11 protein-coding genes and 1 tRNA gene are annotated in these 13,470 nt (G+C 70.2%); 5 read left to right on the forward strand and 7 right to left on the reverse strand.

Going from position 1 to position 13,470, the window contains the following annotated elements:
• Positions 1 to 61 precede the first annotated feature (61 nt).
• Positions 62 to 134, forward strand: a tRNA-Thr gene (locus tag FHS23_RS06170).
• Between the two features lie 64 nt (positions 135 to 198).
• Here the strand turns inward: FHS23_RS06170 and FHS23_RS06175 are convergent.
• The 3 genes from FHS23_RS06175 to FHS23_RS06185 all read right to left on the reverse strand — a co-directional run bounded on the left by FHS23_RS06175 (position 199) and on the right by FHS23_RS06185 (position 4,154).
• Positions 199 to 1,806: an alkaline phosphatase D family protein gene (locus tag FHS23_RS06175; protein ID WP_343053677.1), complete on the reverse strand. Its 1,608-nt coding sequence runs from the start codon at positions 1,804 to 1,806 to the stop codon at positions 199 to 201.
• A gap of 11 nt (positions 1,807 to 1,817) precedes the next feature.
• Positions 1,818 to 3,164, reverse strand: a complete 1,347-nt coding sequence (locus FHS23_RS06180; protein WP_183651025.1) for a DUF2252 domain-containing protein — start codon at positions 3,162 to 3,164, stop codon at positions 1,818 to 1,820.
• Between the two features lie 234 nt (positions 3,165 to 3,398).
• Complete coding sequence (locus FHS23_RS06185; RefSeq protein ID WP_183649103.1) at positions 3,399 to 4,154, reverse strand: TetR/AcrR family transcriptional regulator; 756 nt, start codon at positions 4,152 to 4,154, stop codon at positions 3,399 to 3,401.
• Between the two features lie 94 nt (positions 4,155 to 4,248).
• Between FHS23_RS06185 and FHS23_RS06190 the strand changes: the two genes are divergently transcribed.
• The 3 genes from FHS23_RS06190 to FHS23_RS06200 all read left to right on the forward strand — a co-directional run bounded on the left by FHS23_RS06190 (position 4,249) and on the right by FHS23_RS06200 (position 8,213).
• A complete protein-coding gene (locus FHS23_RS06190; RefSeq protein WP_183649107.1) occupies positions 4,249 to 5,649 on the forward strand; it encodes an FAD-dependent oxidoreductase in 1,401 nt (466 codons plus the stop codon).
• 88 nt (positions 5,650 to 5,737) lie between these two features.
• Positions 5,738 to 7,369, forward strand: coding sequence for an amidohydrolase (locus FHS23_RS06195; protein WP_183649110.1), 1,632 nt, complete (start codon positions 5,738 to 5,740; stop codon positions 7,367 to 7,369).
• Positions 7,370 to 7,493: 124 nt separating this feature from the next.
• Positions 7,494 to 8,213, forward strand: a complete 720-nt coding sequence (locus tag FHS23_RS06200; protein ID WP_183649113.1) for an SIS domain-containing protein — start codon at positions 7,494 to 7,496, stop codon at positions 8,211 to 8,213.
• Between the two features lie 47 nt (positions 8,214 to 8,260).
• On the opposite strand, the gene FHS23_RS06205 is transcribed toward FHS23_RS06200, so the two are convergent.
• The 4 genes from FHS23_RS06205 to ligD (FHS23_RS06220) all read right to left on the reverse strand — a co-directional run bounded on the left by FHS23_RS06205 (position 8,261) and on the right by ligD (FHS23_RS06220) (position 12,241).
• A complete protein-coding gene (locus FHS23_RS06205; RefSeq protein ID WP_183649116.1) occupies positions 8,261 to 8,584 on the reverse strand; it encodes an STAS domain-containing protein in 324 nt (107 codons plus the stop codon).
• Entirely contained in the window at positions 8,584 to 10,185 is a 1,602-nt protein-coding gene (locus tag FHS23_RS06210; protein WP_183649119.1) for an ATP-binding SpoIIE family protein phosphatase, read from the reverse strand. The genes FHS23_RS06205 and FHS23_RS06210 overlap by 1 nt, the downstream gene beginning before the upstream one ends.
• A 107-nt stretch (positions 10,186 to 10,292) precedes the next feature.
• Positions 10,293 to 11,234, reverse strand: a complete 942-nt coding sequence (ligD, locus tag FHS23_RS06215) for a non-homologous end-joining DNA ligase (RefSeq protein ID WP_183649122.1) — start codon at positions 11,232 to 11,234, stop codon at positions 10,293 to 10,295.
• Complete coding sequence (gene ligD / locus FHS23_RS06220; protein WP_183649125.1) at positions 11,231 to 12,241, reverse strand: non-homologous end-joining DNA ligase; 1,011 nt, start codon at positions 12,239 to 12,241, stop codon at positions 11,231 to 11,233. The genes ligD (FHS23_RS06215) and ligD (FHS23_RS06220) overlap by 4 nt, the downstream gene beginning before the upstream one ends.
• A 224-nt stretch (positions 12,242 to 12,465) precedes the next feature.
• Between ligD (FHS23_RS06220) and FHS23_RS06225 the strand changes: the two genes are divergently transcribed.
• Positions 12,466 to 13,248 (forward strand): metal-dependent hydrolase, encoded by a 783-nt coding sequence (locus FHS23_RS06225; protein WP_183649128.1) that lies wholly within the window; start codon positions 12,466 to 12,468, stop codon positions 13,246 to 13,248.
• Positions 13,249 to 13,470 lie beyond the last annotated feature (222 nt).

Consider the following 13,470-nt stretch of genomic DNA (forward strand, 5'->3'; position numbering starts at 1 on the left):
TTCGCCCGCGCCGGGGAGGGCGGTCCTATACTGGACGCGCGAACCCGCTTCGGCGGGGCGCGCCGGCATAGCTCAGTTGGTAGAGCAGCTGTCTTGTAAACAGCAGGTCGCGGGTTCGAATCCTGTTGCCGGCTCCGATGTGATCAGGGGCTTCCGGTTTCCGGAAGCCCCTGATGTCGTTCGGTCTCAGTTCTGGCCTCAGTCCCGGTCCGACCGGTCGGCGGGTGCCGTCAACGGCAGGCGGGTCGCGGTGACGAGTTCGTCGCCTTCGGCCCGTTCGTAGATCGCCCGTGACTCGCGGCCGTCGATCTCGACGGTGGCCACGGCGTTGGGCAGGTGCGGTCCCCACACCCGCTCCCACGTCACGTCGGCGGGTGCGACCCCGGCGCGGCGGGCCCACCGGCGCATGACGGCCGCCAGCGGACGCCACCACGCGATCCGGAAACCCCACGCGATGTAGGCGGGTGCCTCGTTGTGCACCGGGGAGCAGGTGAGCTGGTGCACCCGGGAACGGACCCGCTCGCCGAACGTGGCCTCGGCGGCGTAGTGATGGTGGACGTCGCCGGACAGGACCGTGACCGACGCGGGCGCGTCGTCGCGGCTCGCGACCCGGCGGATGAGGCGCGCGAGCCGGTCGAACGACGTGCGGAACGCCGCCCAGTGCTCCATGTCGACGAGCTGGCGAGCCGTTTCCGCCACCCGGCCGCGCAACCCCGGCCTCTCGCAGGCGCGTTCGTTGATCGACTCGCCGTCGGAGATGGAGTGCGGCAACAGCCACGGCAGCGAGGAGCCGAGCAGCAGATGGTCGAACTCGCCCTCGGTGTTCGCCTCGATCCAGGTGAACTCGTCGTCGTCGACCATCGACCGCCCGCCCGGTTCGAGCATCCGCCCGGCCCTGGTGTCGATCATCAGCAGCCTGATCCGCCCGAAATCGCGCCGGTAGGACCACCGGACGCTGGTGCTGTCCGCGTCGGCGCGCCGGGCGAACTCGCGCAACAGCGGCGCGGCGTCGCCGTCGTGGCGGGTGACCGTCGTGAAGATCTCGTCGTCGGCGAGCTCGTCCGGCCCGAGGTTGCCGAGGTGCTGATACACCCAGTACGACACCAGCGCGTCCTGGATCCGCTCCGGCCACCACGGCTTCGTCGACATCTGTTCGCGCCATGCCCGCGATGTGTTCCAGTCGTCGCGTACGTCGTGGTCGTCGAAGATCATCGACGTCGGCACCGTGGAGAGCAGCCAGCGCAGCAGCGGCTCCGTCCAGCTCTCGTAGTAGAGGTGGGCGTACTCGTGGAAGTCGGTGACCTCGACGCCGGGCGGCTTGCGCAGGTCCCGGCGGCCCGCCAGCCACTCCTTGGTCTCCGCCGTCGGTTCGTCGGCGTAGACCTGATCCCCGAGGAGCAACAGCGCCTGGGGCCACTCGGACTCCGCCAGCTCGGTCATCCTGCGTGCGTAGGCGATGAGCGCGTCGGAGCCGATACCCCGTTCGTGTCCCGGCCTGCGGCACGACCCGAACATCAGTCGGAACGTCCCGGCGGTGCCCAGGGTGCGGATCCGGCCCGGGGGCAGGGCCGAATCCGGTTCGGGCCAGGCCCGTTGCCCGTCGAGTCGCACTTCGTAGGGCGTGCTCGTGCCGGGCCGCAATCCACGGACGACGACCAGGGCGTAGTGATGGCCGTACACCTCGAAGGTGCGGGCCGTGCTGCCCAGCACGTCGACCTCGCAGGCGGAGTCGGTTTCGACCCACACCGTCGCCGTGGTCTCGCCGACGTGTCTCAGCAGGGGCCCGAGGAGAAGTCGTGTCGTCACGCCAGCCTTCTTCAGGAGATCGGGGCGGAGGGTTCGAGGCCAGGGATCTCGCCGCCTCGGAAGGCGTCGACGAACAGCTCCCTGTCGTGCCGCGTCTGTCGAGCGTAGTTCGCGCCGAACGCCACCATGTCGCGTACGAAACCGTCCTCGTCCGAGCCGATCGCCGACAGGATCGCCTCCTCGCTCTGGAACGGGACCAGCGACTGCTCGGAATCGGCGTCGGAGACGCAGTGCATCCCTGCCGTCGCCTGCCCGAGGTAGTCGATCACCGGCTGCATCTCCTTCGGCTCCGTGAGATCGGACCAGTCCAGATCCTGGACGTACGGGGACAGCTCCGACACGACGTATCCCTCGCCGCCGAACTCGGTGTGGCCGAGCCACGGGTCGGCGTGGGCCTGCAGGGCCCGCTGCGACACGGCCGTGCGGTGTCCGTGGTGGACGAAGTAGTCCCGGATGGCCTCGTCGTCGACGATACGGCTCGGCGCCGCCACGTTGCCCTGCTTCATCGACAGGATCACGTCGTTCTCCAACGCCTCGGTGCGGCCCTCCACCAGGATGTTGTAGGCGGGCAGTCCCGCGGAGCCGATGCCGAAGCCCTTGCGGCCGACGATGTCCTTGACGTCGTAGGTGAGGCTCTCGAAGCGTTTGGTCTCCGGGATCGTCTCGAGATACCGGTGATAGGCCCGCTGCACCTGCGCGTACTCGTCGTCGCCGAGCCGCCGTACCCCGCGGCCGGGGCGGAACCTGCGTTCGTGCTCCTCGACGACGGTGGTCTCCCGCAGCAGATCGATCCGCGTCTTCAGCTTGGCGTCGAGGAGCACGTCGTGGACGACACCCTCGGTGTTGCTGAGGTGGAGTTTGAACTCCTCCTCGTCACGGGTGCCGTCGGCGAAGGCTCGCACCATGCGGATGTACGAGCGCACGAACGTGGCCATCAGCGTCTCGATGTCGGCGTCGGAGATCGCCTTGCGCCTGGCCAGCAGGGCCACCGAGGCACAGAACCGCTTGATGTCCCACGTGAACGAACCCAGGTAGGCCTCGTCGAAGTCGTTGACGTCGAAGACGAGCTGGCCGGCGGAGTCCATGTAGGTGCCGAAATTCTCGGCGTGCAGGTCCGCCTGGATCCAGATGCGGCCGGTGCGGGCGTCGGCCCACGGATCGTCGGCGCCCGCCATGTCCCGGTAGAACAGGCACGCGGCTCCGCGGTAGAAGGCGAACGGGTTGTCGGCCATCTTCCGGAACTTCTTGCGGAACGCGTCGGGGTCCGCCTTGATCATGTCGCCGAAGGCGTCGACGAACACGTCGATGATCTCGGCCTTGCGGTCCTGCTCTCCGAGGGTGCTCGTGCCGTCGTGCATGCCCACGTTGCTCTCCCATTGCCGCTTCCGGTGCCGGAGTGTGCGTGGCGGGGCGCCGGCCACGCTCGACGAGCGCCCGCGACCGCCGCCGCCGATCCTGTCAGAGCCACCCGCCGTCTGGGCCGGATCCCGGGCGGGCGATTCCTGGGCGAGACCCCGGGATGCGGTGGGGCGGGACGGGGTGAGCTTCCGGGGGGCAACGCTGGTGCCGGGTGCCCCGAGTGCTCCTCGGGTTCACTGTCCCGAGGTCCGGCCCGGCCGCGGGCCCCGCCGGACCCCGGCCGCCCGGGGCGCCGCTCGGGCTCCGGGTGCGGCCTCGGCTCGGGGCGAGGCTTCCGCGGCGCCGAACCGCTCGCGTGCCGCCTGCGTCGAGCCGGCGACCGCGGCCGGGTCGTCGCCCAGGCCGAGCAGCAGGTTCGTCGCGTGCGGGGCGAGGACGGTCGTGACGCCCCGGCCATCGGCGCCGAAGAAGCCGGACATCTCCAGCAGCACGAACCCGTGGACCATGCTCCAGAACTGCCCCGCGATCGCCACGGCGTCGTCGCCGTGGATCCGCCCGGCGTCGAGGGAGCGCTGCACGGCCCGGCGCAGTTCGTCGAAGGTCGCCGAGGCCTCCGGGAGCGTGCTGGGGGTTCCCTCCTCGGTCACGTCGTTGGCCGCCGCCGCCCCGCTGCCAGGCGCGGTGACGCCGAACATCAGCCGGTACCGCTGCGGGTTGGCCGACGCGAACTCGCGGTACGTCATGCCGAGCGCGAGGAGGTCGGCGACCGGGTCGTCGGTGCGGTCTACCGCGGCGAGGGCGTCGCCGAACTGCACGAAGGCCCGCCGCACGAGTGTCTCGTACAGGCCGGCCATGCCGCCGAAATGCGTGTAGACGGTCATCGTCGACGCGCCGATCTCGCCTGCGAGCTTGCGCGCGTTCAGCGACTCCGGTCCCTCCGCCTCGAGCAGCCGGAGTCCGGCCTCGATCAAACGTTCCTTCGTGCTCATGGTGGCCGAGCTTGGCATAACTATGTTATGACTATCAACATAACAACGTTATCCGCGTCGGAGTCGTACGCCGACGTCGAACAGGGAGGCAGAAATGGGGACACACGGTGACCACGCCGTCGTCATGGGTGCGGGCATGGGCGGACTCCTCGCCGCCCGGGTGCTCGCCGGCCACTACGAATCCGTGACCGTGCTCGACCGCGACCCCCTGCCGGACACCGCCGAGCCGCGGCGCGGGGTCCCGCAGGGGCCGCACGGGCACACGCTGCTGCCGCGGGGCGGGCTGTCGCTGGAGGCCTGGTTCCCCGGGCTGCTCGCCGACCTGAACGGGCGCGGTGTTCCGGTGATCACCGACGACGCGGACGAGATCCACTTCGAACCGCTGGGCCACCACCTCACCGGGACGGCACCGGGCACGGACCACCCGATCCACGTGCCCAGCAGGCCGATGCTGGAACACCGAGTGCGCGCGCATCTGGCCCGCGCGCCGACGGTGCGGATTCTCGAACGGTGCGCTGTGGACGGACCGCGAACCGAGGGCGGGCGCATGACGGGCGTACGCGTGACCGGCCCCGACGGGCCGTTCGAACTCGCCGCCGACCTCGTCGTCGACGCACTGGGCCGCGGCTCGCGCACCCCGGCGTGGCTGGGGGAACTGGGCTTTCCGCGACCTGCCGAGGACACCGTCACCGTCAGGGCCGCCTACTCGAGCCTGCAACTGCGCGTCGACCCCGGCGCGCTGACCGAGAAGATGGTGTTGATCAGTGCTACGGCCGGTCGGTCGTCGGGTGCGGCGATCTTCCGTCACGAGGACGACATGTGGGACGTGTCGGTGTTCGGAGTGCGCGGCCACGCACCGCCGGCCGACGCCGCGGGCATGCTCGACTTCCTCGCCGGATTCGCACCGCCCCACGTGGTCGAGGCTCTGCGCTCCGCCGAGCCGTTGACCGAGCCCGACTCGCGCACGTTCCCGGCCAGCCGCTGGCGGCGGTACGACCGGATGTCCGCGCTTCCCGACGGTCTGCTCGTGCTCGGCGACGGGGTGTGCAGCCTGAATCCGACGTACGGACAGGGCATGACCGTCGCGGCGATGCAAGCCGAGGCGCTGGCCGCGACGCTGCGCGAAGGCACGCGGGACCTGCCCCGCCGGTACTTCCGCGCCGCCGCGAAGCCGATCCGCGACACGTGGCACCTGGCCGCCGTCGCCGACCGGGCCATCCTCGGCGACACCACGGGGCCGTTGCCGTGGCCGATCCGCGCACTCGCGCCACTCGGTGACACCTTCTTCGGCGCGGTCGCCGCCGACCCCGTGCTGCGGGAACGCTTCCTCGAGGTGTTCTCGCTGTTCTCACCGCCGACCCGGCTGCTGACACCGGCCGCAGGACTGCGGATCGCCCGTGGGGCACTGCGTCGCCAACAGGGCCGGGCGGACACGACGCAGCCGGAGCCGAGGTCCGGGGCGAGCCCGGTGCGCTCGCGTCCGCCGATGCGCTGAGCGCAGGACAGCGGGCCTGGGTGCAGGACACGCGAGCGGGTCGCGGTAGCCGGGGCGCGCCGGGGCGGGATGGGCCTACCCTGTCGCCATGCTGGATCTGCTGCTGCGCGACGTGCGCGCCCTGACGTTGAACCCCGCCCACCCGCGTGCCCACACCATCGGGGTGTTGGGAGGACGCATCGTCGGGGTCGACGACGAGGTCGCGGAGCTGCCGGCCCGCCACGTCGTCGACGGCGGCGGCGCGACCGTCACGCCGGGCTTCTCCGACGCCCACAACCACATGGTCTGGTACGGGCTGTCGCTCGCCGAGACGGACCTGTCGACGGTGACGACGCCGGAGGCTCTCTACGACGTCGTCGCGGCCGAGGCGGCCAAGCTGCCTGCGGACGGCTGGGTCATCGGTTCCGGGTACGACGACTTCGCCCTCGGCGGCCACCCGGACCGCGCGGCGCTCGACCGTGCGGGCGGCGGCAGGCCGGTGTGGCTCAAGCACCGCTCGGCACACATGGCGACGGTGAGCACGAAGATCCTCGAGCTCACGGGCGTCCTGGACGGTTCGGCCTCGGTGCCCGAGGGGGGAGTCGTCGAACGCGGGGCCGACGGCGAGCCCACCGGGCTGCTCGCCGAGCAGGCCCAGCAACTGGTGGACCGGTTGGTGAAGCCGTACCCGGTCGGTGAGCTGGCCGACGCGATCACCCGCGCCTCGGCGGTGTACGCGACGGAGGGCCTCACGCACGTGACGGAGGCGGGTATCGGCGGTGGCTGGATCGGCCACAGTCCCGCCGAGGCCGCCGCCTACCAGGTCGCGCGCGCCCGCGGGGACCTGAAACAGCGCGTCGAGCTGATGCCCGCACGGGAGGTGCTGCACGAGGTCGACGAGGCGTACGGCCTCGACCTGGGACTGCGCAGCGGTTTCGGTGACGAGTTCCTCCGCATCGGCCCGATGAAGATCTTCACCGACGGCGCCCTGTCGAGCCGCACCGCCGCCGTGACGGCGCCGTTCTGCGGCCACGGCGGGTCCGACGACCACGGCGTGCTGGGCGACGACCCGGAGGTGCTGCGCAAGGCGATTCTCGCCGCACACCACGGCGGCTGGCGAGTGGCGGCCCACGCGATCGGTGACCGCGCCATCGACCTGACGCTCGACATCTTCGAGCAGGCGCAGCGGGAACTGCCGCGCCCCGGGGTGCGGCACCGCATCGAACACGCCGCCATGACGCGGCCGGAGCACCTCGAGCGGATGGCCGCACTCGACGTGGTGCCCGTGCCGCAGGCCCGGTTCCTCTACGAGATCGGCGACACGATCGCCGACGCCGTCGGACAGGAACGGATGCCGTGGGTGTACCGCAGCAAGTCCTTTGTGGACGCGGGACTTCCCGTCGTGGGCAGTTCCGACCGGCCGTGCGTGTCGGCGGGTGCCCCGCTGCTGGGGATGCAGTCGCTGGTCGAGCGCACCACGAAGAGCGGTGCCGTCGCCTCGCCCGACGAGCGTGTCGACGCCGAACAGGCGCTGCGGGCCTTCACCACCGGCGCCGCCTACGCCGCAGGGCAGGAGAACGTGCGCGGCCGGCTCGAACGGGGCATGTACGCCGACCTCGTGCTGCTCGACGACGACCCCACGGAGGTGCCCTCCTCCAAGATCGGCGACATCGGCGTGGAGGCGACGCTCGTCGCAGGCGAGGCCGCGCACGGGGCCGACCGTTTCTCGTTCCCGGGGTGAGCCGTTCCCAAACCTTTCACCTCACCTGGTGAGACGAAGCCGACACGCTGCGTGGGGTCATGTCACACCGAGCGGCATATGGTGCGAACCTGGCATCGGCGAGCCGATGTGGGAGGTGCACGCGATGAGGGAAACCGTGCGGGAATTGCTCGATGCGGTGGACGAGAGATCCGGAGAGCTGACGCGGGCCGCGACGATGCTGCTCGACTGTGTGGACGGCGGCGGCGTCATTCACACGGCCGGTGCCGGCCATTCGGTGGCGATGGTGTGCGAGACGTTCTACCGGGCAGGCGGTCTCGCCGCGGTGCGGCCGTTGTGGGACCCGGAGGTCGTGCCGCTCGGCGGCGCGCTGCGCAGCACCGCGGCGGAACGGGAGATCGGCCGCGGTCGCGCGCTGATCAAGGAGGCGCAGCCGACGCCACCGGACGTGGTCGTCGTGTTCTCCACGAGCGGGCGAAACCCGTACCCGGTCGAGATCGCGCAGGAGTCCGTGGCGCGCGACGTGCCGGTGATCGCGGTCACGTCGATCGCCGCGTCGGCGGGGTCGACGGACCGTTCGGGAAGGCGGGTCGCCGACCACGCCGACCTCGTACTCGACACGGGTGTGCCGGCCGGTGACGCCGTCCATCCCGCCGAGTCGCCGCGGACGTCGGCCGTGTCGACGATTCTCGGCGCATACACGTGGTCGGCCGTGCTGGCGGAACTGCACCGGCAGGCGGAGGCGCGTGGCAGTGTCCTTCCACTGTGGACGAGCGCCAACGTGGCGGGCGGCGACGAGCGCAACGCCGAACTGTTCGCCCGCTATTCGGAGCGCATCCCGGAGTTGACCGCCGACCTGGGCTGAGGTTGCCCGCGTTGCGAGCGGCGGCGGACGTGGTCGCGACGTGCGCGTCAGGGACGCAGCGTTGCGACCGCGTCGAAGCCGGCGAGTTCGAGGATCCGGCGGGCCGGCGTGCCGGGTGGTGCGACGACGGCCAGTTCGGTCTGCAGTCGTTGCAGCCGCTCGGCGAGCATGAACAGCACCCGCAGCCCCGAACTATCCATATAGGACACATCGGTCAGGTTCACCGAGACGTACATGAGGTCGTTCGCGATAGACCGGTACAGCTCGTCGCGTACCTGATCGGCGTTGGACAGGTCGATCTCCCCAGTGACGGTGAGCTCGGCCGACCGTGGTTCCTCTTCAGTCAGCAGAGCGACGTGTGCGACCGTCATCACCGATTCCCCAGACTTCTGCGCAGATACACGGTCGTGCCACCGTTGTCGTGCTCGATGCGCAGCTCATCGCTCAGTTGCTGCATCAGCTGCGTCCCCCTGCCTCTGTTGGTTCCTCGTGCGGACCGCCAGTTGCCCTGGTCCCGCACCGTTCCTTCCACCTGGGCCTCGGTGGCCGTCAGCCGTAACTCGAACCGGCCGCCGCCGGGGCCGTAAGCGTGTTCGATGACGTTCGCGCCCGCCTCGCCGATGATCACCAGCAGGTCGTCGATGTCGTCGTCGGTCGCCCCGACCGTCGGCAGCCAGCGGCGTAACGCCGCGCGCATGTCCGCGAGCGATTCCGGGACGGCCTCCAGTGTCAGTGTCAGTTCCGGGGCCGCCGCGTCGGGCTCGCGCCGGATCGCCAGCAGGGCGATGTCGTCGTCGGTGGGATCGGTGCCGACCATCCGCAGCATCACGTCGGAGCACAGCGCTTCGGTCGGGCCGGATCGGACAACGTCGCGTAACAGTGCGAGTCCGTCGTCGAGGGGCCGGTTCCTGCGTTCGACCAGTCCGTCGGTGTAGAACAGCACGGCCGTGCCGGGCTCGACGTCGACGGCTGTCGTCCGCCGCGGCCTGGGCACGAGGCCTGCGCCGACGGGTGGGTCGATGGGGATCTCGGGGAGCTCGGCGGGCGCGTTGTCGGGAGCCATCACAGGGGTGAGGTGACCGGCGAGTGAGAGGTGCATGCGGCAGAGTGAGGGTTCCCACATCGCATAGCTCACCGTCGCCATCATCTGCGGCTCGAAGTGGCGGACGTGCCGGTCGAGTTTGGTCAGGACCTCGGCCGGGTCGGCTGAATCGAGCGCATACGAGCGGACGGCCGTGCGCAGGCGTGTCATGACGGTGGCGGCGTCGAGGCCGCGGCCGACGACGTCACCGACCGTGACGCACAGCCAGCCGGAGGGCAGCTTGAAAACGTCGTACCAGTCGCCGCTGACACCACCCGCTTCGCCCGGTGCGTATCGCGCGGCCATGTCGAGACCGGCGACCTCGGGAAGGAGGCCCGGAATCAGCGTACGCTGCAGCGACAGCGCGGCGGCGCGACCCGAGTCGGTTATGCGGTTCCGCGTTGCCATGGCGACGCGATCAGCGGCCACGCGGAGAAAATCGACATCGGTGTCGGTGAATCGGCGATCGCCAACTGTGCCGACGTGCAGTACGCCGAGGAACTCGTCGTTCGCGATGAGGGGGACACCCAGCAGCGACCGAATTCCGCGGTGCCACAGGAGTGGGTTGGCGACCGTCGTCTCGTCGACGCGATCGAGTATGAGCGGTTCGCGGGTCGTGGCGATCCTGCCCGCGAACCGCGAACCGCTGATCCGTACGCGCGCGCCCTGGCGGACGGCCTCCTTCATGCCGGACGACGCGCGGGTGACGAGATGTTGCCCGGAGGAATCCAGCAGTAGCACGGTGGCCGTGTCGGCAGCGAGCAGTTCCCGGATCCGGTCGAGGAGTTCCTCGAGCAGCCGTTCGATCTCCAGGTGCGCGAGCGCGGAATCGGTGACCACGTCGATCCGTTCGAGGCGATCGGTGGCGCTGCCCGCATGGGACTTCGGCATGGGTTTCAGGTTAACCCTTCGGCGCGCTCGCAGCATTCGTTCGCGGCGGTCCGGCACGTGCGCCCGGTGTGAGATGCCGTGGTTTTTCACTCAATGTGGACCGTTTGTTACCCATGGTTGCCCGTGTCTGCGCGGAGCAGGGGGCGGTCTACGCTGAGAAGGGGTTCGAACAGGTCTCCTCGTGACGCTACGCGGTCTTTGCCCTCCGCAGCGGTGAAAGTCAACTCATTCGGATCTCTGCAACTTGCAACTTCTTTCCATGCAAGGGGAATGGACACGGTGGGGCGGGGGCGGGCGCGCAGTGAGTACGGCGCGACGGTCGTCTTCTGAGTATTGTTCTGGCTCCAGTCGATCAGGACTTTGCCCTTGCGAAGCTGTTTCGTCATGCGGGACACGACGAGGTCGGGGCACTCGTGTTCCAGACGTTGCGCAAGTCGTTTGGCGTACTCGCGTGGATGATCCCGATCGTTGGTGCGGATGGGCGAGTAGAGCTGCATCCCTTTGGAGCCGCTGGTTTTGGGGTATGCGGTGAATCCGTCGTCGGTCAACAGGTCCCGCAGCAGTTCCGCTACGCGGCAGCATTCGACGATCGTGGCGGGCTCGCCCGGGTCGAGATCGAACACCAGCAGGTCGGGCTCGCGCACCCCGCCGCGCGGCCCGACGGTCCACTGTGGAACGTGGAGTTCCAGGCTCGCGAGATTCGCCGTCCACACAAGGGTCGAAAGATCCTGCACCAGAGCGAAATCCGCGTACTCGGAGCCTCGAGAGCTCCCGGGTGTGTCGATGCGGACGGTGCGTACCCAGTCGGGCGCATGGCGGGACACGTTCTTCTCGAAGAACGACGAGCCCTCGACCCCGTCGGGGAACCGTTTCAGCGTCAGCGGCCGGTCGCGTACGTGCGGCAGCAGCACCGGCGCCACTGTCGCGTAGAAGTCGATGACCTCGCCCTTCGTGAAGCCCGTCTCCGGATACAACACCTTGTCCAGATTGGACAAACGTAGCGAGCGGCCGTCGATGTCGACGACCGGGTTGTTCGGGTCCGCTGTCACCGTGCCAACTCCTCCGGGGTTCGATCGGGACGGAGACCGCGCCAGGACGGTGCGCGCAGTCTGCCGTCGTCGGTCCACGCCTTGAACTCGACCTCGCCGACGAGCACCGGACGCACCCAGTGCGCGCCGCGGGCACGATCCCGCGGAACCTCCTCCGCGGTGAACGGGCTGTCGGCGGTCTCGAGCTCGCGCAGCCGCGCCGACAGCTCGCCGAGCATGTCGTCGGTGAAACCCGTGCCCACCTGGCCGACGTACCGCAGCGGGCCGTGGGCCGCGCGCTCGGTGTGAGGGGAGTCCCCACGCGGCAGGCCCAGCAGGAGCGAGCCGAACGTGTCCGCACGCCGCCCCTCGCCGGGCCGCCAGCCCCCGACGACGACCTCCATCGTGGCGGTCTCGGTGGCCTTCACCCAGTCCTCGCTGCGCCGCCCCGGCCGGTACGGCGAGTCGGACCGTTTGGCGACCACGCCCTCGAGGCCCCGCCGGGATGCGGTGTCGGCGACGGCGGCACCGTCGTCGAACCACGGCGACACCGCCACGTGCGGACCGCCGAGTCCGAGGGAGTCGAGCAGACCGCGACGCTCGGTGTACGGCGAGGTGAGCAGTCGGCGGCCGTCGTGGTGCAGGACGTCGAACACGACGTAGGTCACCGGGACCTGGCGAGCGAGCTGCGCGGCGCGCGCCTCGCCCGCGTGCATGCGCTTCTGCAACGCGGCGAAACTCGGTACACCGCCCGCCATCGCCACGATCTCGCCGTCGAGCCAGACCGGGGCGGTGAGTTGCGAGGCCAGGCCCGCCAGCTCGGGGTAGGTGGCGGTGATGTCGCCGCCACGCCGCGACAGCAGGACGAGCTCGTCGCCGTCGAACCGAGCGAGCGCGCGCACGCCGTCCCACTTGAACTCGTACGACCAGCCGTCGCCGTCGGGCAGCGTGCCCGGTGTGGCCAGCATCGGCAGCAGGGCGGAGGGGAGCGGCTCCGGCCCAGCGGGTTCGTCGATGTCCGCCGTCATGGGAACGGTCTACCCGATCCGGCCGGCCCGCACCCGCCGAGCCGCCGGCGCGCCCTCGCTGCGCCGCGACCCGGCGAGCTCGGCCAGTATCACCGAGTGGTCCACGCCTGCCTACCTCGCCGGCCGATTCCCCACTTTCGTAGGGGCTCGCTCGTCCGGCGGCAGGCGTGCGAAAGACTGTTCGATGATCTTGCTCCCGACTCTCCCCGGAGGACGACTCCCCGATGATGGGCCGCACGCACGCCCTCACCGGCTGGTGCGCCGGACTCGCCGTCGCACCACTGGCCGGCGTCACCTCGTTCGCGCAGACGCTGGTGTTCGCCGCGACGACCGCGGGTTACGCACTGCTCCCGGATCTCGACCACCCGGGCGCCCGCGCCTCGAAACTGCTCGGCCCGCTGACGCGCCTGATCTCGCGGATGCTGCGCGCGGCGTCGTCGGCCGTGTACTCGGTGACGAAGGGCCCACGCGACGAGGACCACAGCGGTGTGCATCGGCACCTGTCGCACACCGTGCTGTTCGCGGCCGTTCTCGGCTTCGCGGTGGCTGCGGGAACGGATCTGGGCGGTGCGTGGGTCGTCGCGGTCGTGGTCGTATTCGGCCTGCTGCTGGCCGAGGACGCGCTCGGCGACTGGCTGTTGCCCGTGGCGGGTGGGGCCGCGGTCTGGTGGGCGTGGGAGGCGAATCCCCATGCACTGGCCGAACTCGAGGCCATGGGCGGGCTGCTGGGACTGGCCGTGGCCGCCGGTTGTGTCACACACTGCCTCGGCGACGCGCTGACCGAGTCCGGCTGCCCGTTCCTGTTCCCGCTCCCCATCGCGGGTGAGACCTGGTATGAGCTTCGTCCGCCGTCGCTGCTCCGGTTTCGCACCGGCAAGGGTGTCGAGAACAAGCTTCTCTTCCCGCTGTTCTCGGTACTCGCCGTGCTCCTGCTCCCGGGCGTGCTGCCGTGGCTGATCGACGTCGTGTCACCACTGCTGTCCGGCACCCCTGCCGCCGACGGCTGACCCCACACCCGCGTGTCCTGTACTCGGTCCCCCGTGTTCTGTGTTCGTGCAGTCCCGGGCGGGGTTCGCCTCACACGGGTCGAGTCGTCCGTCGGGTGTACCGATTCTGTCGGCGCTCGCCACGGCGGTGCCACGGCGGCCACGGCGACTGCCCCCCGGTGACCCGCCGACCCGGCGATGCCCTGCAACGTCGTCCACGGCCCCGTCCCCACCCATCGGCGT

The sequence above is a fragment of the Prauserella isguenensis genome (assembly GCF_014191605.1).
In the GTDB taxonomy this organism is placed as follows: domain Bacteria; phylum Actinomycetota; class Actinomycetes; order Mycobacteriales; family Pseudonocardiaceae; genus Prauserella; species Prauserella isguenensis.